This window comes from Pseudotabrizicola formosa, assembly GCF_002900965.1.
GTDB classification, from domain to species: Bacteria; Pseudomonadota; Alphaproteobacteria; order Rhodobacterales; family Rhodobacteraceae; genus Pseudotabrizicola; species Pseudotabrizicola formosa.
Genome location: NZ_PJOM01000007.1, coordinates 43,367 through 63,826 on the forward strand (window position 1 = coordinate 43,367; position 20,460 = coordinate 63,826).

A 20,460-nucleotide genomic window follows, 5' to 3' on the forward strand; every position below is an offset into this window, starting at 1 on the left:
TCGAGGACCAGAGCACCATCGGGTGAGATCAGGGGTACCGGCCATTGCCCGCCCACCGACGTGGTCAGATCCTTCGCCGCCAGCAAGCATTTTGGGCTGGCAAAGCTCTCAGCTTTTTTGCTGCGTACTGTCCCATATCTCCAGAAACGACAGCAGACGCTGCTCGTCCGCGTGCAATCCTGACATCTTTGTCGCTGTCGATGCAGGAAAGGACTGCTGCCGTTCCCTTGGTTCAAGCGTCGCCAGCTCCAGCACTGCCGGATGAATATAGGAGCTGCGGCAGATGGCCGGTGTATTGTACAGCACCTCTGACGCCGCCTGTGCCATGCCCTTCACCGTCAGGCGACCCTCCGGTGGCAAGGCTTGCGCATAGGCAAAGGCGGCCAACGTCCCGCCCCATGTGCGGAAGGTCTTTGCGGTCACACCTTCGCCCATCACATGGGCAAGCCAGCCATTGACCTCGCCCGATGTCACGGCCCGCGGTCCGCCATCTGCATCAACATAGGTGAACAGCTGCCGCCCCGGCAGATCACCCACCGCCTGCAAGACCCGGTGCAGCTTGCGGTCGCGCAAGACTTTGCGAAGCCTTTTGCCGCCCTTCGATGTGAAATTCAGCCGCACGCCATCCTTGCCGATCCGTACATGCCGCCGCAGCAAGGTGGTGGCTCCAAAAGACGCATTCTGCGCTGCATATTCCGGATTGCCGATCCGCAGAAAGCTGCGGTCGAGAAGCAGGACCAAGGCCGCCAGCGTGAAATCAAGCCCGCCGGGGGCGTGGCGCAAAGCACGATCCAGCCGCGCCCGCAAGGCAGGCAGTGCCCTGCAAAAGGCCACCAGTCCAGCATATTTGGTGCTGGCTTGCGCCATCTGCCAGTCAGGGTGATAGCGGTACTGTTTACGCCCCCGCGCATCGCGCCCGGTGGCCTGCAAATGGCCGTCTCCCCGTGGGCAGATCCAGACATCGGTATACGCAGGCGGCACCCCCAGCTTTTCAACGCGACGCCGCTCTGCCCCGGTCAGAATACTGCCATCCGGGGCGGTATAGCTGAACCCCCGGCCTGCCCGCTTGCGGCGGATGCCAGGCTCGTGATCCGAGACATAGACAAGGGACTTTCCCATCATCGCTCCGTAGGCGCAGGCTGCGCCGGAGGGCAACACCGCGGCGCAGTGCCCGGTTCCGGCGCGACGCAAACAACGGCTTCAGGCCGGGCATATTGCGGCACGGTGGACAGCACCAAAGGTCGCGCGATCGTCCGCCTGCGGCACAAACCGCTGCAGCAGGGAACATGCGGCCCGGCACGGCGTTTGCTTTGCATGATGAACCGGAAGTCCCCCATGCGCCTGCTTGCTGCTTGCCTTGCCCTGCTTTTGCCGCCCTGTCAGGCCATGGCCTTTGAGTTGACGGATATTCCCCAAGCGATAAGACGCGGCGGCAACCGCTTGCTTCAGGCCCTGCCCGATCAGTCAGTGTGGACCGGCTGGGCGGATCTTATGGCCCAGGTGATGTGGGTCTGGTTGGCGGCTCTGGCCGTGCTGGTCCTCGGCCGGGCCGTGATGCTCGGGCGGCGGAAAACACAGGCCATTGCGGCGCGAGCGGCGCTGAGCGGTGCCGGGCGGTGGACAGCGCTTGGCCGCTACGCCTTGGCCGTGCTGGGGCCGGTGTTGTTGGCTGGCCTTGTGCTCATTTTGTGGGCTGTGCTTGCCGCACCGTCTTCCGGCCGGATCAGAATCATGGTGGTGCTAACCTTTCCTGTTCTCGCGGGAGCTTTCGCCGCGGCACTCGCCAATTGCGGCTTCACTCTGCTGGCCGCCCATGGCCGCCAGACCGACCGCGACATCACCCGGCAGCTGCCGCCCCAAGCCGGGCTGATTGCAGGCCTGATCGGTTTTGCCGCCGTTGTGCGCAGCATTGGTTTGAGCCCCGATCCGTTTCTGTCAGATTTCATCGCCACACTGGCCGAAACGATTGCGGCGCTGATCGCCTGGCGTGCCACCAGTCAGCAACGCCTGACGCTGCGCCACCTTTTGCGCGGCGAAAGTCAGACGCCCGATGCCGATCCTCCCACCTTGCCCGAACGGCTGACAGCTGCAATTGCCGACCACTGGCACATCCTGAGTTATCTGTTCATCACGCTGAACCTGCTGGCTCGATACGGGGTTTTCGGTGCTGATCGCCGCTTTGGGATGTTCGGTGATCTGACCGGCAGCCTTGCCCTGCTGACCGCTGCCGGAGTCGGGGTGCTGCTTGCCGAATGGCTGCATGGCCGGATTCTCGCCAGATTGCAGGTAAGGGCCGACTCCGGCCTGCGCGAACGCCTTGCGCTACGACTGGGGCGGGTGCTGCGCACGGGGCTTCAGATCGCTATCTCGCTCTGGGCAGGTGCTGCATTGCTGACCCTGTGGGAGCCAGAGCTCATTCTGCGGCTGACCAGCACTGCACTGTTCGGGGCAGTGACGACCACATTGATGGCGCTGTATTCGCTGTGGTTCATCTGGACATTGGTGGATGCCGTTCTGGACTGGTCCGCCGCGCAAAGCGTCGGGCGCGGTACGCGGATGCGCACGCTGTTGCCGTTTTTGCGGAACTTTGCCTTTGTGGTGGTGGCAACTCTGGCGGGAATATCAGTTCTGTCGAACCTTGGGGTCAACGTCGCTCCGTTGCTCGCGGGCGCAGGTGTGGTCGGGATCGCCATCGGCATCGGTGCGCAGAAACTGGTCAGTGATGTGATCACCGGCATCTTCATCATCTTTGAAGACAGCATTGCCATCGGAGAGGTGATAGAGGCCGCCGATAAAACCGGCGTGGTTGAAGGTCTGACAATCCGCACCCTGCGGCTGCGCGATGGTGACGGTGCACTGTTCTCGATTCCGTTTTCGTCGATCACTACATTGAAAAATGCCTCGCGCGGCTATGGCACTTACACCATTACCGTCACCCTGCTTAATCCCGAAGACACCAATCGCGCCATGGCAGAAGTGGCGCGTATCGGGCGTGAAGTGTCCGAAGATGCGTCATGGGCCCCATTGGTTATTACACCTTTCTCGCTTTGGGGGGTTGATCAGGTTTCGCCTGGGGGCGTTGTCATCAAGGGCAATATCCAGTCGCGCCCAAATGCCCAATGGGCAATAGGGCGCGAAATCAACAGACGCATCGCACTGCGCTTTGCCGAACTGGGGATCGCACAGGTTCATCCGGTGATGCACTGGGGCGGACCGGGGCCAGGAAAGCTGCCGGAGTGAATTTGCCTTCACCGCGCCCCCGGCGAGCCTATTCAATCACCGCGCAGGCAAGACGCTCACCCGCGTCACCGCTGGGCTGAGTGCGGTAATCATCCGGTTGGGCATGCACCATCAGCGCCCGCCCCCGCGCAAGATTATCGCCTTCGGTCAGCACGATAAAGGGGTTGAAAACCTGTGCCTTGGCGACACCTGACGCATCCACCCAAAGATTGGGCATATCTCCGGCATGTGGCCCGAGCTCTGCAAAATAGCCGTGCTCGGTCTGGGACGGGTTGAAATGCTCCCCCGCCGAGTCATGCCCAGTGGCAGGATCGCAGCTGCCGGTCTCATGGATGTGGAAGGCCACCCAACTTTCAGGCGGCAGACCGGACACCTCTACCTCGATCAGCACACCATTTGGCGCGGCACTCAGGATCGCCGAGCCCGCAGGCTGACCCATATTGTCTATGAACTCTGCCGTGGTGTTGTGTTGCGCAGCGAGCGGGGCAGATGCCAATGCAGCCAAGCCAAGGCACAGAACGATGAATTCATAAGGGATGGACTTGGGGGCAAAGAGACGGTGCATCAGATTTCCTTTCATGGACCATTTTCCATTTTGGGGCCGTACCCGTCGCAACTGGCAGCGCCGCCGATTGTTCCCTCCGTCAGAGGTCGGCCGGCTCTTCCCTGACAAAAAGCGCCGCCCGTTTCTCATCCGCCGCACGAAAATCCGCCCCAAATTCATAGCGCAAGACAGACTGGCGTCGCTTCCGGGAGGATCGCGCTGCCGTGCGACTGCTCAGGATTTTCTCGGAACGCAATCCGCCCTTCAGGGCTTCTTCTGTGCAGAGGAGGAGGCCGCACCCGGCAAGATCCTGCACGAAATCCGTGGCGGAGAGATGGCCCGCATGGGCGAAGTGCCGTTCGGGCGGTCTTACGGCGGTGTCGACACAACCCCCTTGTTCGTGCATCTGACGGCAGAATACGCCCGTCGTACCGCTGATGACGCTTTTATCGACTCGATCTGGCCAGCGTTGAAAAAGGCGGTGTCATGGATCGAAACCATCCGTGCGCAGGATAGCAACGGTTTGGTGTCTTATGCCCGCAAGCGCGGCACCGGACTGCGCAATCACGGCTGGAAAGACAGCGCCGATGCGGTGTTCCACGCAGACGGCTCATTGGCAGATGGTCCGGTCAGTCTGGTCGAAGTGCAGGGCTACGCCTATCTGGCGCTGACCGGCATGGCGGCAATGGCAGCCCGACGCGGTGAAGACGCCTAAACCGAAACCTTGCTGACCAGCGCCCGGCAATTGCGCGAGACCGTCGAAGACCGGTTCTGGATGCCAGAGGCGCAATTCTACGCCCTCGCGCTCGACGGAGCGTCGCGGCGATGCGCTGTCCGCACAAGCAACGCGGGGCACCTGTTGTACTCTGGCCTGCCCTCTCAGGTCCGGGGGCAAGCCGTTGCCCGCGCCCTGCTGAAGCCGGATTTCATGTCGGACTGGGGCTTGCGCACCGTGGCCATCGGTGAGGCGCGTTTCAACCCGCTGTCCTATCACAACGGCTCGGTCTGGCCGCATGACACCGCAATCTGCAGTGCCGGCATCCAGCACTATGCGCAACCGGAAACAGCCGCGCGTGCCCTTGCCCGTCTGTTCGAGGCGTCCTTTCATTTCGGCAAAAGGGTGCCCGAGCTGTTTTGCGGTTTTGCGCGGGTGCCGGGCGAAGGGCCGGTCGGCTATCCTGTCGCCTGCGTGCCACAGGCTTGGGCGGCGGCATCTGCCTTTCTGCTGCTTAAAACCACGCTTGGCCTTCAGCTTGATGCGTATGCGCGGGAGGTCAGGGTAATAGATCCCCGCCTCCCCGCAGGGATCGATCAGCTCAGCCTGCGGAATATTGATGTGGCCGGGACAAAAGTCGGGGTCGAATTTCAGCGGAAAGGCGATCAGGTCACATGTACCGCCAACAGGTCCGGCAGCGCCTCTGTTCCTGCAAAGGTAGCCGAAATCATGACGGCCCCGCGATCAGTGCGCTAGGCCTTTTGCGCTCCCTCCCACCGAGCGCTCTGATGACACCGAGGAGCATTGCAAGCCAAGATGAGCGCGCAGGACAACAATTCTGCACGTGATCCTGCGCCGTCAGCGATGCTTGCCACTCATCCGGGCAAGTTGAACCGGCTTCGCAGCTACTTCAATCCGGAACGGTTGACCTCTGCCGCTGCCCACGCCTTGGCAAGGGCGAAGACCGCAACGTTCGACCGGCTGAAGGCTTCTGGGCTCAGCACAATACAGTCCCCGCCCTTCCCCTGCCCCGAACCCCAACGACTGGGATCTGACGCGCCTGCGCGCCATGATCAAACACGAACTGGCCAGAACCGACGTGATCATCGTGTCAAACCGGGAACCCTATGTTCACTCCGCCGGGCCCGATGGACCGCGCTGTTCGGTGCCTGCCGGTGGCCTCGTTTCGGCGCTTGAACCCATTGCGCGTGGATGCGGCGGCACATGGATTGCCCATGGCAGCGGATCGGCCGACCGTGAGACGGTCGACGCGCAGGACCGGATTCAGGTGCCCCCCGGCAACCCCAGTTATACCCTGCGCCGGGTCTGGCTAAGCCCCGAAGAGGAGAGGGGTGGCGCTGTTCCGCATCAATTTCATCGACTGCATAGACCGCACACTGGAAAGCCGCATAAATCACGAAACCTGGTCTGTGCGCTATGGCGGCAAGGTCTCGCGCGTCCGCACCTACCCGATTTCCATAGCCTGGCCGGACCGTCCCCCGCAGCCGCCCCACACACCTTTTGCACGCGAAGCGCTTGGCATGAAGTCGGCCGCAAAGCTGATCCTCGCCGTCGGCAGGCTCGATTATACAAAAGGCATCCCCGAATTCATGCAGGCGTTTGAAGATCTGCTGACACGGCATCTTGAACTCCGCGGCAATGTGCATCTGTATCATGTCGCAGCCCCCAGCCGCAGCGAAGTAGCCTCTTACCGCAGCCTTCATCACAATTGCCTGCGGATCAGCCAGGCGATCAACGACCGTTTTGGCACCGAAGATTACACGCCGCTGCTGTTCGTCGACCGCCATTTCGACCGCGAGGAGCAAGAACATCTATCGCTGGGCAGGACGGATGCTGGAAGATGCGGCGCAGGTGCGCAGCCGCAATCAGATGCTCCGCCGCAGCGGCAGCGCAGCGGATCGTCCGGCGCGTGGCGATGTGCTCGGCCCGTCAGACACTTCTTTTCAGGCGACAGGAAAACCCGATGCAAAAGCCCCCCGTCCCTAACCTGTCCGAAACCGCCCTGTTTCTCGACATCGACGGTACACTTGTTGAACATGCGGCACATCCAGAGGGCGTGCGTGTCGCGCCGGATTTGCCGGATATTCTGGGAAAGCTGAACCTGAAGCTGGAGGGTGCCATCGCCTTTGTGACCGGGCGAACCTGACCATGGTGGAGAAGCTCTTCGGACAGCTCGGGCTTGCGGCCGCGGGCACCTTCGGGATCGAACTGATGCACGGTGACGCGCTTGAAACCGGCGGTGAGGCTGCGGCCCTCGTCGCGCCGGTGTTTGACGCATTGGAAAATTCATTTTCAGGCACCGATGGCGTCTATTTTGAACACAAGGGCGCGGTCCTTGCCATTCACACCCGCGCCGCGCCCGAGGCATTGACGACAGTCATCGCGCGCTGCCGCGAAACCTTGCTGCTGCCCGATGGGTACCGCCTTGTCGAGGGCCACGCGGGCGTCGAATTTCTGCCAGAGGGGGCGACAAAAAGCGCTGCCATCGCGTGGTTCATGACCCGCCCACCCTTTCGCAACCGGGTGCCGGTCTTTCTGGGCGACGATACTTCCGATGAAATCGGCTTTGAATGGACCAATCATAACGACGGCATTTCTGTGCGCGTCGGCGCACCAAAGCCGACAGCAGCGAAACATGCGCTGGAGACCGTGCCAGAGGTGCATGACTGGCTAAAGAAACTTGCGCGCCAGTAGCCCCACCCAATCACATAGAACTAGCCCGTTTCGGGCAGGTCTTTCGCCTCGTTGCCCTCTCGGGCCTGCCGATCCAGCGCGACCTGGAGCTGTTGTGCCATGTCAACCAAGTGTTGGGGCACGGGTTCTGCGGCGATGCCCTTCATAAGATCTGCAGCCATACCCACAAGATCATCGGCGGAAGGGTGTGCCTCATTCTGGCTGGCCGGCATGCTAGTCCCTAAATTCTTGGCGTTACATTTCATATAATGCGCCCCAGAAACTTAGCCAACATCAATGCGTTTTCACATCACACGCTCGTGTCTTTGAAAACAATCGTGAACAGCATGGCAGATCAGGCTTTGCGCCTACGGACGCCATGCCGCGTCCCCACCGATGCCGACGATCTGCCGCAGCAGACGCTGACAAAAGCGCTCGCCAATATCGATAAATTCACGCCGGGTACTTGATTGCGGACCTGGCTTTTTACCATCATGCCAAACATCTTTCACACCAATACCGTTCTGCGGTCCCGGAAAACCACAGGTGGCCGAGCAGCTCGCCCGCAGCACCGCCATCATTGCGCTGAATTTACAGAAAATGCCCTTACAAAAGAACGCCTGACATGCTATTTTCGCATATCCCGTCAATAATTGTGCCATGAACTCCGACCAACACTCTTACTCTGGTGCGCCGGACAGCGCAGACTCGGAACCCTCCCCTGCCGGAGAGGGTGACAGTACCGACGGCAGCGACCGACGAAGCAGCGCGCCTTTGCGCGCTCACCGGCAGACCCTTTCTCAAGCTCTTAGCGCCATCGCGGCAGACCCGGTCCGAGAGGCCATCGCGGACAACGACCAGATCACCTTGCTGGGTGGGCGGGGTCGCGCCGGGCTGATCCTGCGTTTTGCCTTGCCGAATGTGCTTCCTGCCCCGCCGGACATGCCCCACTGGTCCTGGTTGGTCAACCATAGGGCAGAGGGCGTGATCGGAGCCTTTTGCTTGGTGCTGGCCGCTGTCCTCGTGCTGCCGATCCCCTTTGGGAACATGCTCCCGGCCTTTGCGATCTCGCTGATCGCCTTAGGGGTTCTGGAGCTTGACGGCCTTTGGGTCATGATCGGCACAATGACCGGGCTTGTCTCGCTCTTCATCGTTGCGGGCGTGGTCTCTGCGCTGGTCGGGTCAACGATTCTCCTTCTCTCCCACGCCTTCGGCTGATCCAGCCGGATATCTCAATTCAAACGGAACGCACCGCCATGTGGCTCGAAATCCTTCTCGTCTTTACCCTGACACTTGTGAATGGCGTGCTGGCCATGTCCGAACTGGCCATCGTCTCATCCCGCACGGCGCGGTTGAAGGTGATGGCCGACAATGGCAGCCGGGGGGCTGTCACCGCCATGCGGCTGGCGGCTGACCCTGGGAGGTTCCTGTCCAGCGTACAGATCGGCATTACGCTGGTGGGTGTGTTGTCGGGGGCGTTTTCGGGGGCGACGTTGGGTGTGCGTCTGGCAGGAAGCCTTACTGACCTTGGCATGAGCCCGGCGCTGGCGCAGACGCTTGGCGTCGGCGGCGTGGTCGTCGCCATCACTTATCTATCGCTGATCTTTGGCGAACTGGTCCCAAAGCAGATCGCCCTGCGCGCGCCCGAAGCCGCCGCTGTGCGGATCGCGCCGCTTTTGAACCTGATCGCCATCGTGGCGGCCCCGATTGTCTGGGTGCTGAACGGCTCGGGCAAGATGGTGCTGACACTCCTTGGCCAGTCGGGCGACGCGGACCGCAACATGACCGACGAAGAGGTGAAGATGGTTCTGGCCGAAGCGCACTCCTCTGGCGTGATGGACAAGGCCGAGACCGACATGATCGCCGGGGTGATGCGCATTGCAGACCGCACGGCCAAAGGCCTTATGGTCCCGCGCCACGAGGTCGAGACGGTCGAGGCAACCGACAGCCCCGCAGCCGTCATTCGCAAGTTTCGCGACACCGGCCATTCGCGGCTTTTGGTGCGCGAAGGTGATGCCGACAATATCATCGGCGTGCTGAAATCGCGGGACTTTCTGGATGTCGGGAAATCGGGCGTCCCGCATGATCTGCGCGGCCTGTTGATCGAAACTCCGGTGGTGCGCGACGGAATGAACGCGCTTGACGTGCTGGAAACCCTGCGCAAGGCCCCGGCGCATATGGTGTTGGTCTATGACGAATACGGCCATTTCGAAGGCATCATCACCCCGATGGACGTGCTTCAGGCCATCGCAGGCGATTTTGTCGAGGGGGAGGAAACCGAGGCCAAGATCGCGATACGCGAGGATGGCAGTCTGCTTGTCGCCGGTTGGATGCCTGCGGATGAATTCTCCGAGCGCGTCGGCATCACACTGGACGAGGACCGCGATTACGAGACCGTCGCGGGTCTGGTGATCGAGAAAATGGGCAGCCTGCCAAAACTAGGCGAGCATGTCGAAGTGTCCGGCTGGAGGATCGAGGTGGTCGACCTTGACGGTCGCCGGATCGATAAACTGCTGGTCGAAAAGATCACCGATCGCTGAGGACACCCCGACAGCGCCAAAATCCGGTGCGCGCTCGCCTCAGTCCCGACGTTTTGCGCCGCCGGTATCTGGCGTCGGAGCAGGGCCGCAGTGGCCCTGCTCCGCAATCGGTCTGGTCAGATGCTCCTGGCACGCGGCAAGGTGCTGCGCACACAAGGGCGGCAAAACCGATTTACGGAAGATGCCCCTTGAGCGCGCAAGATCCGGCTGCTCAGTCTTCGTCGCCTGCGATCTGCGCCAGAACGGCACCTTTGCCGCGCCAGCGCAGCAATGGCGGCACCACCAGAGCCAGCAGCGCCACACCGAAAAGCGCTGCGGCAAGGGGCGTGCTGACAAGCGTCGTCCAGTCACCCTGTGCAATCGACAAGGCGCGGCGCAACTGTTGCTCTGCCATCGGCCCGAGGATCAGACCGACAATCACCGGCGCAATCGGATAGCCGTAAAGTCGCATCAGATATCCCAATACGCCAAAAAGCATCAGCATGAACAATTCCACTGGCGAGGGATTCAGGCCGATCGTGCCCAGAGTCGCAAACAACAGAATGCCCGCATAAAGCCAGGGGCGCGGAATGGTGAGCAACTTCACCCAAAACCTGATCAGCGGCAGGTTCAGCACCAGAAGCATGATATTGGCGATCAGAAGGCTGGCAATCAGACCCCAGACAAGTTGTGGCGATGTGGCAAACAGCAGGGGACCCGGTTGCAGACCGAATTGCTGAAACCCTGCCAGCATGATCGCGGCCGTTGCCGTTGTGGGCAGGCCCAGTGTCAGCAAAGGCACCAATGTACCGGCGGCGGCGGCATTGTTCGCGGCCTCCGGGCCTGCAACGCCTTCGATAGCACCATGGCCAAATTCCTCAGGGTGTTTTGCACAACGCTTCTCAGTCCCATAGGACAGGAAGCTGGCAATGTCCGCCCCGCCGGCAGGCATGGCACCGATCGGAAAGCCAATCGCTGTGCCACGGAGCCAAGGCTTCCATGACCTTGACCAATCGGCGCGGGTCATGGCGACAGAGCCTTTGATCGCATGCACTTTTTCTTGCATCGCAGGCCCTTGGGCCGCCACGAACAAGGCTTCGCCAAGCGCGAACATGGCAACGGCGAGCGTGGTCACCTCGATCCCGTCCAGCAGCTGCGGCACACCGAATGACAGCCGGGCCTGCCCGGTCAGCCCGTCGATCCCGACAATGGCAAGGGCAAGACCAACGAACAGCGATGTCAGCCCCTTCATGGTGCTTTCGCCAAAGGCCGCCGAAACGGTGACGAAGGCAAGGACCATCAGCGCAAAATATTCCCGCGGGCCGAAGACCAGCGCCAGTTTCACGATATGCGGGGCCAAAAAGGCCAATGCCAGCGTGGCCAGCAGCCCCGCCACGAAAGACCCGATAGCAGCGGTGGCAAGCGCAGGTCCGCCCCGTCCGGCGCGGGCCATCTTGTTGCCCTCCAGCGCGGTAACGATGGATGCGCTTTCGCCCGGCGTGTTGAGCAGGATCGACGTGGTCGATCCCCCATACATTCCGCCGTAATAAATGCCCGCAAACATGATCAGGGACCCCGCAGGATCAAGCCCGTAGGTGACGGGCAGCAGCAGCGCTACGGTCAGTGCCGGCCCAATGCCGGGCAAGACGCCGACAGCGGTCCCAAGAGTGACGCCGATCAGCGCGTAAAGCAGGATCATCGGGTCAAGCGCGGTGGCAAAACCCTGCATCAGGAAATCAAACGTGCTCATATCAGCTCCCGAAGATCAGGGTTTCGAGGAAACCCGCTGGCAGGTTCAGCTTCAGCAGCTGGTCGAAGACGCCATAGATCGCCAGGGCAAAGCCAATTCCGACCGGCAGGCTGAGCGCAAAATTGCGCCGACCAAAGGCTGCGGCGGTACAGGCGAAGAGCAGCCCCGAAGCGATGGAAAAGCCCAGCGGATGCAGCAGGATCATCTGCAGGGCCAGACCCCCGATGATGAACAGCACAGGCACCGGCTGCTGGCGCGGAAACCGCGTCCCGCCGTGGCGCAACCCCTTCCAGACATGGGTCAGCGCCAGAAGCCAGAGACAGCCGCCGATAAAAACCGGCACGTCACCCGAGCCGATGCCCGCATATCCGCCCTTGTCGGGGATGATCATGCCTTGCCAGATCAGCAGGCTGCCCAGGCCCGCCAGCAGGGCCGCGATGATGAACGCCGCCCCGTCGGGGCGGCGTTCGAATGCGATATCAGATCCGTTCATTGAACCAGACCGATGTCGGTCAGGATCGCGGTGGTGGCTTCGATGTCCTCGGCCAGTTGCGCGTCAAACTCCGGGCCGGACAGGTAGGTGTCAGCCCAGCCCTTGGTCTCCAGCATGGCCTTCCAACCGGCCGACGTTGCCAGCTTGTCAATGTCGGCGGTCACGGCGGCCTTCTGTTCATCCGACAGGCCCGGTGCGGCAGCGACCATGCGCCAGTTCTGTACGTTCACATCATAGCCCGACTCCATAAGGGTCGGTGCATCCGTTCCCACCCATCTTTCCTCGGTTGAAACGGCCAGCATCCTCAGGGTTCCGGCCTCGACCTGCGGCAGGAATTCACCCACCCCGGAAATGCCCACCGTCACCTGGTTGCCCAGTATGGCTGCCAGTGCCTCGCCACCGCCCGAGAAGGCGATATAGTTGATGCTGGTCGGATCAACGCCTGCCGCTTTGGCCAGCAGGCCCACGGTGATGTGATCCACGCCACCCGCGGAACCGCCCGCCCAGGATACCGCGCCCGGATCAGCCTTCATCATCTCGACCAGTTCGGTGATGTTCTGGATCGGCGACGAGGCCGACACCGCGATCCCGACCGCTTCGCCGGTCAGACGGGCAATCGGGGTGACATCGGCCAGCGACACGGGCGAGTCATTTGTCAGGATCGCCCCGACCATGACATACCCCCCGACGATCAGCTGGCTTGCATCGCCCGCAGCGGATGACGCAAACTGCGCCAGACCCACGGTGCCACCGGCGCCGGGGACGTTCTGCACCTGCACTGAACCAGAGATGCCCTCGGCCTGCATGACTTCCTGCATGGCGCGCGCCGTGCCATCCCAACCGCCACCGGGGGCCGCCGGGGCGATGATGACATAATCTTCTGCAAAAGCCGGCATGGCCAAAGCTGCCGCAAAAGAAACGCTCAGAAGCGTGTGTTTCATAATATTCTCCTCCCAAAGCACGTTTTTCGTGCCAATTGCCCTCAGGTGGCACCTCCTCGTGCCAGCCCTGGCGCAGATCTCAGCACAAATTCCTGTCAAAAAGCTGACAAACCTATTCCAGGGCCAATGCCTTTTGCCAACGGCGCAAAAACAGCTGTCGCTTGGCCTGATCCAGATAGGCCAGAACTCCGGGACTGACGGGAATGGGCCGCAGCTGATCGCCCCAAGCACGCTGCATCGCAACGCCGCTGCCCTCTCCCACGACCTCCGGACTGACCGAGGGCAGCCGCAGCTTTTCGGACAGCAGGGTCTGGCCTTCCACGCTCATGAGAAAGGCCAGAAAGGCGCGGCCAAGATCCGGCCTTGCCGCGGCCCGCGGCACCATGGCGATGCGCGACACAACCACGGTATAGTCGCGCAGCAAGACAAAGCCGATGTCGGGCATCAACCGGGCCTGTTCGGCAGCGTAAGACCCAAGGATGTTGTACCCCAGCACAAGGCGGCCGTCAGCAACCAGGTCGAGAATGCCTTGCGAGGTTGAAAAGGTCTGAAGCCCGGCCCTGCTCATCGCCCGCAGCAAAGACCAGATATCGGGAAAATGCTCGGCATCACGGGCGATGAACAGGTAGCCCACGGCCGAGCTTTCGATGTCATAGGTGCCGATCCGTCGCGTCAGGCTGTCGGGTGCCTTTGCCAGCCAATCCAGCAATTCCAGCCGCGACCGGGGCGGGCCGTCCGGAAAGCTGGGTATGTGATAGGCAAGCACGGCCGGTTCAAACGTCAGCGCAAAGGCGGTGTCCTGCCACTTGGTCCAAGCTGGCCAATTGGTGGCACTCTCCACCTCGACCTGTTGCCCATAACCGTCATTGGCCAGCTTCAGCTGCAGATCCATTGCAGAGGAAAAGACAAAATCCGCCGATGCCAGCCCCGCATCCGTTTCGGCAATCACACGGGCCGCAATATCACTGGCCAGAAGGTCTTCATAGCGCACCGCGACATCTGGACGGGTCGCCTGAAAGGCCGTGATGAGGATCGAAGCGACGCGGTTGTCGAGCGTCGAATAAATCACCAGGTCCTGCGGGCTGTCACCGCGCGCAGGGTAATGGGTGACCTCTGCCATTGCCTGGCTTGCCAGCGTGGCCACAGCGAAAAGGGGTACAAATGACAGGCGCATGCTGCAAATCCTGCCCCAGAAACAGGCGGTTCACAACAGCGCAGCGAGCGCCTAATCTGGGGTGACGGGGGCTTCATGCGTTTGCTGTTGGTTGAAGACGATCTGCCACTTGCCGAGGCGCTGGTGTCGCTTCTGGTCTCGTCCGGGTATGCCGTAGACTGTGTGCATGACGGTGAGTCGGCCAGGGCCCTGGTTGCCGCAGAGACCTTTGACCTGATGATCCTTGATCTGAACTTGCCGGAGCTTGACGGGCTGTCGGTGCTGCGGGCCATGCGGGCCCAAGGCAACCGGGCAGCCGTCATGATCCTGACCGCGCGCGGCACCGCCGAAGACCGGGTCCGCGGCCTTGATCTGGGGGCAGATGATTACATGGCCAAACCCTTTGATGTGCGCGAGTTCGAGGCGCGGGTGCGGTCTTTGCTGCGCCGTCAGGCGGGGTTGCGGTCGTCGACGCTGAGTCTTGGTCCCTTGTCGCTGGATCTGACCAGCCGGCAATTCCTTGCCCATGGCCAGATCATCGATCTGCCGCCGCGCGAGCGCGCAATTCTTGAACTTCTGGTCACCCGTGCGGGCAAGGTTGTGGCAAAAGAGGCAATCGTGCAATCGGTCACCTCGCTGGAGGATATCTTGTCCGACAATGCAATCGAGCAATATATCTCGCGCCTGCGCCGTCGTCTGCATCCGCTTGGGCTTGTCTTGCGGACGATCCGCGGCATTGGGTATCTGCTCGAAAAACCAAGCGAATTGGCATGAGGCTCTATTCGCTTCGCCGCCGGCTTCTGCTTTGGCTCTTGTTGGCGACGCTGGCACTGGGGCTGATCGCCCTGATGGACACCTGGCGCGAGGCCTTGCGGACGGCGCAAAGCGTGTCAGACCGGGTGCTGGTGGGCTCGGCGCTTGCGATTGCCGAACGGGTGACATTGGATGAGGCCGGGGGGCTTGAGGTAGACATTCCGTTTTCCTCGCTCGAGATGCTGACATCGACCGCACAGGACAAGGTGTTCTACCGCGTGGACGGTCCCGTCGGCCACTTTTTGACAGGCTACAAAGACCTTGTCGTGGTTGAGGCCCCCGTTGGCGGGGTGGGGTTTGCAGACGGGTTTTACGGCGATGTGGGCATCCGCAGCGCAACCCTGATGCGCGAGGTTTCAACCGGCGCGGCTTCAATTCCCTTTTCGGTGACTGTGGCGGAATCGACTCTTGCCCGTTCGGCACTGGCGCAGGCCATTCTGGTCCGGTCTGCCCTGCGGCTCGCCGTGCTGATGCTGGGGGTTGCCATCCTTGTCTGGGTTGCGGTCACCGTCGCCTTGCGCCCGTTGACCCGGCTTGGCGATGCGATCGCCGAACGTTCGCCGGGAGATCTGCGGCCCATCACTGCAAACACACCCGAAGAGGTCGAACCCTTGGTGGTCGCGATCAACCTGTTCATGGACCGGTTGCAGACCGCGCTGGACGCCCTGCGCAACTTTACCGGCAATGCCAGTCACCAGCTGCGCACGCCTCTGGCCGTCGTGCGCACCCAACTCGCCCTGATTGACCGCAGCATCGTGCCGGATGAAGCCGCTGCCGCCAGCGGCAAGGCCACATCGGCACTGGAACGGGCAGAGCGCGTGTTGTCCCACCTTCTGGTTCTGGCCCGAGTCGATGCCAGCGCCGGGGCGGCGACCTTGGCCCCGGTGGACCTTGTTGGCATTGCCAAGGAGGTGGTGTCTGAATTGGTGCCGGGCGCGCTTTCCCAAGGCATCGATCTTGGGTTTGAAGGGCCCGATACAGCCAGAGTGGCAGCCGACCCGATCCTGTTGGCGGAACTGCTGCGCAATCTTGTCTCGAACGCGATCACTTATGCCGGGCGCGATGCTGTGGTGACAGTGCGGGTGCAGGCGATGCCCGACCGAATTATTCTCGAAGTCGAGGACAATGGCCCCGGCCTTTCACAAGACCTGATGGCCGCATTCGTCCAGTCCAGACGGGGCGTGTCACGGCCATTGCCGCATCTGGACTTTGGACCAGTCAATGGCATGGGGCTTGGTCTGGCCGTGGCGGTCGAGATCTCCGAATTGTTCGGGGGCAGACTTCACTTGACCAAGGCCCGGTCAGAGACCGGTCTGCTTGCATCGATTGCGTTCGCGCCGGTTGATATATGATCGCGCCCCAGGTCTCTGGGGTGCCGAACGCATCGAAACGTGCCCTATGATCTTTACCCGCACCGAGCCTTGGATCAGCCGGGTGCAAGTCAGCTGTCGGCCGTCCGGCCCGCGCCTGACTTGCCATGACCGATGCGCCGCAAGACAGGCCGCATCACGGCGCAACCACTATCCGTTCACGAGAATGGCAAAGCCGAGCGCCATACCGAGGGCAAAGACCACAACGGCGGCAGCAAGAACACGGGCGTAGGTTTTTCGCATCAGGTTACACCAGATCAAAGACTTCAAGGTCGATCTGCCGTGCGTGCACCCCCATGCCAAGCAGGGCGGCGATCACGGCATCGGTCATCGGTGCCGGGCCGCACAGCATATGTGGCCAGTCGCGTGTTGCCGCGGGCAGGTGGCGGCGCAACAGCGCTTCATCGATACGGCCAGATTCGCCCTGCCAGTCTTCGGGTGGCGTTTCAGGCACATGCACCACGGTCAGGTCAATGTCCCGCGCCATCCGCTCCAATTCTTCACGGAACGGCGCGTCCTCCAAAGTGGCATTGGCATAGATCAATATGACGGGGCGCGCATCTTTACGCGATTGCATGGCGTGCAGGTTGGCGATCACCGGCGTGATGCCAACACCACCTGCGATCATGACAAAGCCATCTGCCGCGCCTTCACGGTCTATGGAAAAGGTTCCGAACGGGCCATCCACATAGGCGATTGTGCCCGGCTGCGTCTGAGTCAAACGTTGAGAATCGTCTCCCAGAGGTTTGATGGAAAAGGATATCTCAGGGCCACGGTCCGGAGCGGTCGAGATGGTAAAAGGGTGTTCTTTCATGGACCACGGTGAATGTCCGACCGAGAGCCAGGCAAACTGTCCCGGGCGCCACGCTGTCAGCGCCTGGCCCTCCGGGCGCAGGGTCAGCGTGTGGACCCCGCCGCGTTCAGCCACGTTTGACACCACGCGCCACGGATTGGCACGTTGCCGCATCGGACGCAGCACCCGGGACCAGAGGATAAAGCCAACCCAGACCAGAGTCGCGCCCAGCCAGAGGGCGCGGACATCCTGCATCGCACTGTACTTGCCAACACCCAGCACATGCGCCACCGCCGCTGCAAAGCCGGTGACAGCCAGCAGCACATGCATGACCCGCCACCAGTGGTAGTCCAGCTTCAGGCGCTTTCGGAGCTCTGACGTCACAATCAAGGCCACGAAGCACAGCAGTGCAACGCGCCCCGACGTCAGCTCCCAGCGGGCTGTCAGCGGGTTCAACTCTCCGAGCGCGGGCTGGTAGAAGATATAAAGCACGCCGAAATGCACCAGCATAAGCGCCACGGTGCCCCAGCTGACAAGGCGATGAAAAACATAGACGATATCTGCGCCAAACGGATTGGTCAGCAGTTTGATCCGCCCCGTCAGCGCGAATTGCATGGCGATGAGGGACAGCGCGGCGAAGCCACAGCCCATCGAGAAATCCCACAGGACAGAGGTGGGCGGCGGGCGAAAATCGCCGCCGAGGAGCACGATGAACGGCAGCGCGATCAGGCCAAAGCCCACGAAAAGCCAAAAAGCGACGCGCAAGGCAACGAATGCAGGCCTGTCGGCCAGTCGGATGAATTGCTCCGGTGGGGAGGCGTGGGGGGATGGTCGGTCCATCGCTAAGAACACCGAAAGAGAACAAACGGTTCCCTGCGACCGGGGTCAGGGCAGCGCGTGAGGCTGATCATGGCTTGCACCTTTCGCGCAGTCAAACACACGGATGACCGCTGCCCTCGCCGTCGCAGCAGTGCAAGAAATTGTAGGGCCAGACTTTCCTGATCGGTCCCACGACGGCCCTAGCGAGAGGACGGGGGCAGTTTTTTCTGCAGCGCCTCAATCAGCCTTTGCAGATGCTCGGGAACCGGAGCTTGAAGATCGGCCTCAAAGGCGAGGCGCAGGTTGATATCTATCTGCTGCGCCATCTGGTTTTGGTGTTGGGACTTGCAGTCTCCAGGTTTGGTCACATCCTATACTCCTGCTTACACGCGCAATTTTCCAGCTTCCGGAGGAAGTGAGTTGCACGTTTTGAAACGCGCCATCGACGCCCGGTTCGGATCACGGCTGCCATGCGCTGGCCTGAGCGGCAGGGGTCTGGTCAAGAGCGCCGCAAGCCGGACAGGGGGAGAAGTCATGGCGCAACATCCCGCAACCGCAGCAACAATTTTGATCCGTGCCGGGCGGCACAACCCCCAGCTGGAGCGGAGGCACAATGGCAAGACCCATGCCGGGATTGGGCGCAGGAAAGGCGGACAACTGACCGGAGGGCTCGATATAGGCATGGCTGATCGAGGCAAGGTTCATCACACCTTTGATCCGCAGCATCTCCATCAGCTCATACGCGCCAATCCGATTGATGTTCAGCCCATCGGTGATGATCCGGCCATCGCGCAGAACTTCGGCTGGCTGGCCGTCGATGATGGCTTTGGCACCTTTCCAGCGCCGGATCGCCCAATCGACCAGTTTGTCGAGGCAGACGATGCACAAGACCACCAGCATCGCCTGAAAAAGGGGGACGTCCGGATAGAACAGCGAGTCACCGACTGCCGATCCAAGAGCGATGACCAGAAGAAACTCTGTGAGCGAAAGTTGCGCAACGCTGCGCCCGCCGATCCAGCGCAGCAGCGCCAGGGTCCAGAGCCAGATGACGGCAATGCGAAACACAATTTCCAGATAGAACAGCGCTGGCTGATCACCCACAAACATGCGCATCCAGTCAAACGCAACAATGGGCTCTTCCATCTTTGTCTCTTTGTCCAAAAAACAAACCGTCCGGCGTGCACTGATGTGAGCGCCGGACGGTTCTTCGGTCAGTGGTGATGTTCGGGCAGCTCTTCAAGCTGTTCCTTGGTCCAGGTCGTCGAGCCATGAACCTTGCCGGCCTCATCCCGCATCAGGTTCAACTGATCGGCGCTCACCAGGACCTGTCTTGCGCCGATCCCAAGAAAGCCGCCAACATCAAGAACAACCTGCATGCCCGCTCCGCTGCCATGCACATGCGATACGGTTCCGACCTTTTCATCATTGACGCCATAAACCGGGGCATTTCTTACCAGTGCCTCTGTCAAGTCAGCTGGCGGAATAAGGGTGTGTTTGCTGTGGTCCATCTGGACCTCCTGTTGCTTGCGGTGCGTATCTGACACCTGAGGGCTCTGTGCTTCTGATGGCGACAGCGATGCCGCGGCCAGCAGAGGCGTTCGGTCAGGGTGAACGGCCCGGAGCCGGAAATGTTCCGGTGCCTCATGGCTTTCCGCCACTTTGCCGACGCCTGGAACATTTGGCCTCGCAAAGGGTTTCTCGGACTGTGCCAACACAGAGGAAGCAGCGCCATGACATCCGACAAACAGCCCGCCCAAGAGCAGGACAGACAGCCCGGTCTGGAATCCGAAATGACTACCGCACCGGACTACGCGCCGCGCTTTGCGGCATCGGGGCGGCTCAAGGGCAAGACGGTGCTGATCACCGGCGGTGACAGTGGCATTGGCCGCGCGTCAGCCGTGCTGTGCGCCCGCGAAGGGGCGAATGTGGCGATCCATTACAAGGATGAACACGCGGATGCAGAGGCGACTGTGGCGTTGATCCGCGAAGAGGGTGCCGAGGGATTTTCGGTGTCGGGTGACATCGGACAGAAAGACGAAGTTGACCGAGCCGTTCGCGCCGTGATCGAAAAATTCGGCAGGATCAATGTGCTGGTCAACAATGCCGCCGAACAGCATGTGCAAGACAAGGTGGAAGACATTCCCGAAGCCCAGCTGAAGCGGACATTCCAAACGAATATTTTCGGCCAGTTCTACATGGTGCAGGCTGTCGTGCCGCAGATGGAAAAAAGCGACGCGATCGTCAACATCACATCGGTGACCGCCTTTCGAGGACAGCCGCAGCTGATTGATTATGCCTCGACCAAGGGGGCGATACTGGCCTTTACCCGCGCGCTTTCAGGCAATCTGGCATCAACCGGCATCCGGGTGAATGCTGTGGCTCCCGGCCCGATCTGGACCCCGCTGATCCCGGCCTCTTTCCCGGCAGAGAAAGTAGAGACATTCGGCCAGAATGTACCGATGGGACGACCGGGCCAGCCGAATGAAGTGGCGTCTTGTGTGCTGTTCCTGGCCTGTGACGACAGCAGCTATCTGACCGGACAGACCCTGCACCCCAATGGCGGGGAATTGGTCGGCGGCTAAGGCAGGGCCGCCGCCAAGCGTATGTTTGAAGCAA

Annotated in this window: 21 protein-coding genes; 10 read left to right on the top strand and 11 right to left on the bottom strand. The window is 61.4% G+C overall.

The genetic code is table 11. From position 1 onward, the window contains the following. Nucleotides 1-108 precede the first annotated feature (108 nt). Nucleotides 109-1,119: a DNA topoisomerase IB gene (locus CXR43_RS16930; protein WP_246831440.1), complete on the bottom strand. Its 1,011-nt coding sequence runs from the start codon at nucleotides 1,117-1,119 to the stop codon at nucleotides 109-111. A gap of 216 nt (nucleotides 1,120-1,335) precedes the next feature. Here CXR43_RS16930 and CXR43_RS16935 point away from each other — a divergent pair, with 216 nt between their 5' ends. Then, nucleotides 1,336-3,240, top strand: a complete 1,905-nt coding sequence (locus CXR43_RS16935) for a mechanosensitive ion channel family protein (RefSeq protein ID WP_168219874.1) — start codon at nucleotides 1,336-1,338, stop codon at nucleotides 3,238-3,240. A 28-nt stretch (nucleotides 3,241-3,268) separates the two neighbouring features. Here the strand turns inward: CXR43_RS16935 and CXR43_RS16940 are convergent, their stop codons facing one another. Continuing rightward, entirely contained in the window at nucleotides 3,269-3,805 is a 537-nt protein-coding gene (locus CXR43_RS16940; RefSeq protein WP_103336373.1) for a superoxide dismutase family protein, read from the bottom strand. 322 nt (nucleotides 3,806-4,127) lie between these two features. On the opposite strand from CXR43_RS16940, the gene CXR43_RS17780 reads away from it, so the two are divergent. From CXR43_RS17780 to CXR43_RS16960, 4 genes are all read left to right on the top strand, one after another. Continuing rightward, the gene (locus tag CXR43_RS17780) at nucleotides 4,128-4,499 is read left to right on the top strand and encodes a glucosidase family protein (protein WP_146036549.1); all 372 of its coding nucleotides are present in this window, start codon (nucleotides 4,128-4,130) and stop codon (nucleotides 4,497-4,499) included. A 9-nt stretch (nucleotides 4,500-4,508) separates the two neighbouring features. Further along, the gene (locus tag CXR43_RS16950; protein ID WP_103336283.1) at nucleotides 4,509-5,255 is read left to right on the top strand and encodes an amylo-alpha-1,6-glucosidase; all 747 of its coding nucleotides are present in this window, start codon (nucleotides 4,509-4,511) and stop codon (nucleotides 5,253-5,255) included. 596 nt (nucleotides 5,256-5,851) lie between these two features. Beyond that, nucleotides 5,852-6,619, top strand: coding sequence for a trehalose-6-phosphate synthase (locus CXR43_RS16955; protein WP_103336285.1), 768 nt, complete (start codon nucleotides 5,852-5,854; stop codon nucleotides 6,617-6,619). Between the two features lie 49 nt (nucleotides 6,620-6,668). Next, nucleotides 6,669-7,214 carry a trehalose-phosphatase gene (locus CXR43_RS16960; protein WP_103336288.1) on the top strand — a complete coding sequence of 182 codons (546 nt, stop codon included), beginning with the start codon at nucleotides 6,669-6,671 and terminating at the stop codon, nucleotides 7,212-7,214. A gap of 347 nt (nucleotides 7,215-7,561) precedes the next feature. On the opposite strand, the gene CXR43_RS17955 is transcribed toward CXR43_RS16960, so the two are convergent. Next, entirely contained in the window at nucleotides 7,562-7,855 is a 294-nt protein-coding gene (locus CXR43_RS17955; RefSeq protein ID WP_168219875.1) for a hypothetical protein, read from the bottom strand. Between the two features lie 112 nt (nucleotides 7,856-7,967). Between CXR43_RS17955 and CXR43_RS16975 the strand changes: the two genes are divergently transcribed. After that, nucleotides 7,968-8,411, top strand: coding sequence for an exopolysaccharide biosynthesis protein (locus tag CXR43_RS16975; protein WP_168219876.1), 444 nt, complete (start codon nucleotides 7,968-7,970; stop codon nucleotides 8,409-8,411). 38 nt (nucleotides 8,412-8,449) lie between these two features. Continuing rightward, nucleotides 8,450-9,733: a hemolysin family protein gene (locus CXR43_RS16980; RefSeq protein ID WP_103336295.1), complete on the top strand. Its 1,284-nt coding sequence runs from the start codon at nucleotides 8,450-8,452 to the stop codon at nucleotides 9,731-9,733. Between the two features lie 211 nt (nucleotides 9,734-9,944). Here the strand turns inward: CXR43_RS16980 and CXR43_RS16985 are convergent, their stop codons facing one another. The 4 genes from CXR43_RS16985 to CXR43_RS17000 form a co-directional block, all read right to left on the bottom strand. After that, nucleotides 9,945-11,462, bottom strand: coding sequence for a tripartite tricarboxylate transporter permease (locus tag CXR43_RS16985; protein WP_103336298.1), 1,518 nt, complete (start codon nucleotides 11,460-11,462; stop codon nucleotides 9,945-9,947). Nucleotide 11,463: 1 nt separating this feature from the next. After that, the gene (locus CXR43_RS16990; protein ID WP_103336299.1) at nucleotides 11,464-11,955 is read right to left on the bottom strand and encodes a tripartite tricarboxylate transporter TctB family protein; all 492 of its coding nucleotides are present in this window, start codon (nucleotides 11,953-11,955) and stop codon (nucleotides 11,464-11,466) included. Then, nucleotides 11,952-12,896 (bottom strand): tripartite tricarboxylate transporter substrate binding protein, encoded by a 945-nt coding sequence (locus tag CXR43_RS16995; protein ID WP_103336301.1) that lies wholly within the window; start codon nucleotides 12,894-12,896, stop codon nucleotides 11,952-11,954. The genes CXR43_RS16990 and CXR43_RS16995 overlap by 4 nt, the downstream gene beginning before the upstream one ends. Before the next feature lie 112 nt (nucleotides 12,897-13,008). Continuing rightward, a complete protein-coding gene (locus tag CXR43_RS17000; RefSeq protein WP_210402120.1) occupies nucleotides 13,009-14,070 on the bottom strand; it encodes an ABC transporter substrate-binding protein in 1,062 nt (353 codons plus the stop codon). 75 nt (nucleotides 14,071-14,145) lie between these two features. Here CXR43_RS17000 and CXR43_RS17005 point away from each other — a divergent pair, with 75 nt between their 5' ends. Both CXR43_RS17005 and CXR43_RS17010 read left to right on the top strand, forming a co-directional pair. Beyond that, a complete protein-coding gene (locus CXR43_RS17005; protein ID WP_103336304.1) occupies nucleotides 14,146-14,823 on the top strand; it encodes a response regulator in 678 nt (225 codons plus the stop codon). Next, nucleotides 14,820-16,214, top strand: a complete 1,395-nt coding sequence (locus CXR43_RS17010) for a sensor histidine kinase (protein ID WP_103336307.1) — start codon at nucleotides 14,820-14,822, stop codon at nucleotides 16,212-16,214. The genes CXR43_RS17005 and CXR43_RS17010 overlap by 4 nt, the downstream gene beginning before the upstream one ends. Before the next feature lie 265 nt (nucleotides 16,215-16,479). Here CXR43_RS17010 and CXR43_RS17015 read toward each other — a convergent pair whose 3' ends face one another. The 4 genes from CXR43_RS17015 to CXR43_RS18105 form a co-directional block, all read right to left on the bottom strand. Then, a complete protein-coding gene (locus CXR43_RS17015; protein ID WP_168219877.1) occupies nucleotides 16,480-17,790 on the bottom strand; it encodes a ferredoxin reductase family protein in 1,311 nt (436 codons plus the stop codon). Between the two features lie 254 nt (nucleotides 17,791-18,044). Continuing rightward, nucleotides 18,045-18,212, bottom strand: coding sequence for a hypothetical protein (locus CXR43_RS17960; RefSeq protein ID WP_168219878.1), 168 nt, complete (start codon nucleotides 18,210-18,212; stop codon nucleotides 18,045-18,047). A 91-nt stretch (nucleotides 18,213-18,303) separates the two neighbouring features. Next, on the bottom strand, nucleotides 18,304-18,987 hold the full coding sequence (locus tag CXR43_RS17020) for a DUF421 domain-containing protein (RefSeq protein WP_103336311.1): 684 nt from the start codon (nucleotides 18,985-18,987) through the stop codon (nucleotides 18,304-18,306). Nucleotides 18,988-19,055: 68 nt separating this feature from the next. Beyond that, complete coding sequence (locus CXR43_RS18105; protein ID WP_246831441.1) at nucleotides 19,056-19,556, bottom strand: PRC-barrel domain-containing protein; 501 nt, start codon at nucleotides 19,554-19,556, stop codon at nucleotides 19,056-19,058. A gap of 18 nt (nucleotides 19,557-19,574) precedes the next feature. On the opposite strand from CXR43_RS18105, the gene CXR43_RS17030 reads away from it, so the two are divergent. Beyond that, a complete protein-coding gene (locus CXR43_RS17030; RefSeq protein ID WP_103336314.1) occupies nucleotides 19,575-20,426 on the top strand; it encodes a glucose 1-dehydrogenase in 852 nt (283 codons plus the stop codon). The last annotated feature ends 34 nt before the right edge of the window (nucleotides 20,427-20,460 follow it).

Bases quoted from the DNA above. Each gene is read 5' to 3' on its own strand.
- CXR43_RS16930 (WP_246831440.1), bottom strand. From the start codon at position 1,119: ATGGGAAAGTCCCTTGTCTATGTCTCGGATCACGAGCCTGGCATCCGC.
- CXR43_RS16935 (WP_168219874.1), top strand. From the start codon at position 1,336: ATGCGCCTGCTTGCTGCTTGCCTTGCCCTGCTTTTGCCGCCCTGTCAG.
- CXR43_RS16940 (WP_103336373.1), bottom strand. From the start codon at position 3,805: ATGCACCGTCTCTTTGCCCCCAAGTCCATCCCTTATGAATTCATCGTT.
- CXR43_RS17780 (WP_146036549.1), top strand. From the start codon at position 4,128: ATGGGCGAAGTGCCGTTCGGGCGGTCTTACGGCGGTGTCGACACAACC.
- CXR43_RS16960 (WP_103336288.1), top strand. From the start codon at position 6,669: ATGGTGGAGAAGCTCTTCGGACAGCTCGGGCTTGCGGCCGCGGGCACC.
- CXR43_RS17955 (WP_168219875.1), bottom strand. From the start codon at position 7,855: ATGGCACAATTATTGACGGGATATGCGAAAATAGCATGTCAGGCGTTC.
- CXR43_RS16980 (WP_103336295.1), top strand. From the start codon at position 8,450: ATGTGGCTCGAAATCCTTCTCGTCTTTACCCTGACACTTGTGAATGGC.
- CXR43_RS16985 (WP_103336298.1), bottom strand. From the start codon at position 11,462: ATGAGCACGTTTGATTTCCTGATGCAGGGTTTTGCCACCGCGCTTGAC.
- CXR43_RS16990 (WP_103336299.1), bottom strand. From the start codon at position 11,955: ATGAACGGATCTGATATCGCATTCGAACGCCGCCCCGACGGGGCGGCG.
- CXR43_RS16995 (WP_103336301.1), bottom strand. From the start codon at position 12,896: ATGAAACACACGCTTCTGAGCGTTTCTTTTGCGGCAGCTTTGGCCATG.
- CXR43_RS17000 (WP_210402120.1), bottom strand. From the start codon at position 14,070: ATGCGCCTGTCATTTGTACCCCTTTTCGCTGTGGCCACGCTGGCAAGC.
- CXR43_RS17005 (WP_103336304.1), top strand. From the start codon at position 14,146: ATGCGTTTGCTGTTGGTTGAAGACGATCTGCCACTTGCCGAGGCGCTG.
- CXR43_RS17010 (WP_103336307.1), top strand. From the start codon at position 14,820: ATGAGGCTCTATTCGCTTCGCCGCCGGCTTCTGCTTTGGCTCTTGTTG.
- CXR43_RS17020 (WP_103336311.1), bottom strand. From the start codon at position 18,987: ATGGAAGAGCCCATTGTTGCGTTTGACTGGATGCGCATGTTTGTGGGT.
- CXR43_RS17030 (WP_103336314.1), top strand. From the start codon at position 19,575: ATGACATCCGACAAACAGCCCGCCCAAGAGCAGGACAGACAGCCCGGT.